Source organism: Microbacterium sp. Bi128 (assembly GCF_918698205.1).
Map to the genome: position 1 here is coordinate 1 of NZ_CAKKMM010001340.1, position 1,391 is coordinate 1,391.

Below are 1,391 nucleotides of genomic sequence, written 5' to 3' on the forward strand. Positions count from 1 at the left end.
ACAGTCCGTCCTTGCCGAAGAAGCCGAGTGAGACCCACATCCGTGCAGTCTCGATCAGCAGATCGGAGCCCAGGGTGGCCTGGAACTCGGTGTCCCCGCTGGCCCAGATGTACCGGTTGGTCGCGAAGGCGATAGCGGCGGCGATGTGGAACTGCGCGGTGCCGGCCGCGTAGTAGGCGCTGGCCTCGAGTCCGTTGATGGTGCGCCAGGGGAAGAGGGCGCCGTCGACGCTGAGTTCCTTGGCGCGGATCTTCGCCTCGGGCAGGAGGTCGTGGCGGAATTCCAGGACCTGGCGGGCGTTGCCCGGGTTCGTGTAGGTCAGGTAGGGCAGCAGGTACACCTCCTGGTCCCAGAAGTAGTGGCCGTCGTAGCCGGAGCCGGACACGCCCTTGGCCGGGATGCCGGCCACGTCGGCGCAGGCCGTGGCCTGCGCGAGCTGGAAGAGGTTCCAGCGCACGCCCTGCTGGAGCTCGGTCTGGCCCGCAAGGACGATGTCGCTTGTGCTCCAGTAGGCGCGGTAGTGGTCCTCGCTCTCGGCGAAGATCTCGCTGACCGGCTTGAGGCTGGCTTCGGCGTTGTCGGCGAGGTCCTCGGCGGCCTGGCCCACGGCGTAGCTGACGCTCTTCTCCAGCACGAACGGTGCGTCCGCGCTGACGGCGAGCACGTAGCGCACGCTGCTGTCGTCCTGGTCCACCTGGGTGTCGAACGGCTGCACGCCGGCCGAGGTCCAGTGATCCACGGCCATCCCGAGCCGCTGCTTGGATTCCGAGGCTTCCCAGGACAGGCGCAGGGAGCCGTCCCCGCCGTCGAGCCGCAGGGGCAGCAGCACACGGCCCGCGTGCCGGCCGGCGCGGCGCGGATCATGGGCGGAGTGGTCCTCCACCGGCTGGTCCTGGCGGTTGATGACCGAGGACGTGACGTCCGCGGAGATATCCCGGTCGGCGGCCACTTCGAGGCTGATGCCCAGCGCCCCGCGGGTTGCGTAACCGACGGCGCGCCGTTCGGTGGTGGTCACGGTCGCACCGGAACGGCACTGCCAGGTGATCCGGCACTCGTAGATACCCGTGGCGAAATCCACCGAGCGGCGGTAGTCCAGCACGGTGGACTCCTCCAGGCTCAGCGGCTCGCCGTCGATGATGACGGTGAAGTTGTTGGCGTCCGGGACGTAGAGGATCCGCTGGCCGGTGCGGGCGAAGCCGTACGCGTTTTCCGCGTGCTTGATGTCCCAGGTCTCGTGGAAGCCGTTGATGAAGCTGCCCGGAAGTTCGGCGTCCGCGGCACCCCAGTGCGCGCCGCGGATGCCCAGGTGCCCGTTGCCGAGGCTGAACAGGGTCTCCAGGGTGCCGGCATTGCCGGGGAGGTGAACGGTCTCGACCAGCTGCCAGGGATCG

At 68.8% G+C, this 1,391-nt stretch carries 1 pseudogene; it reads right to left on the reverse strand.

The window, feature by feature from the left end:
* Positions 1–1,391 (reverse strand): annotated as a pseudogene (locus LQV45_RS32570) (glycoside hydrolase family 65 protein); the annotation flags it as partial.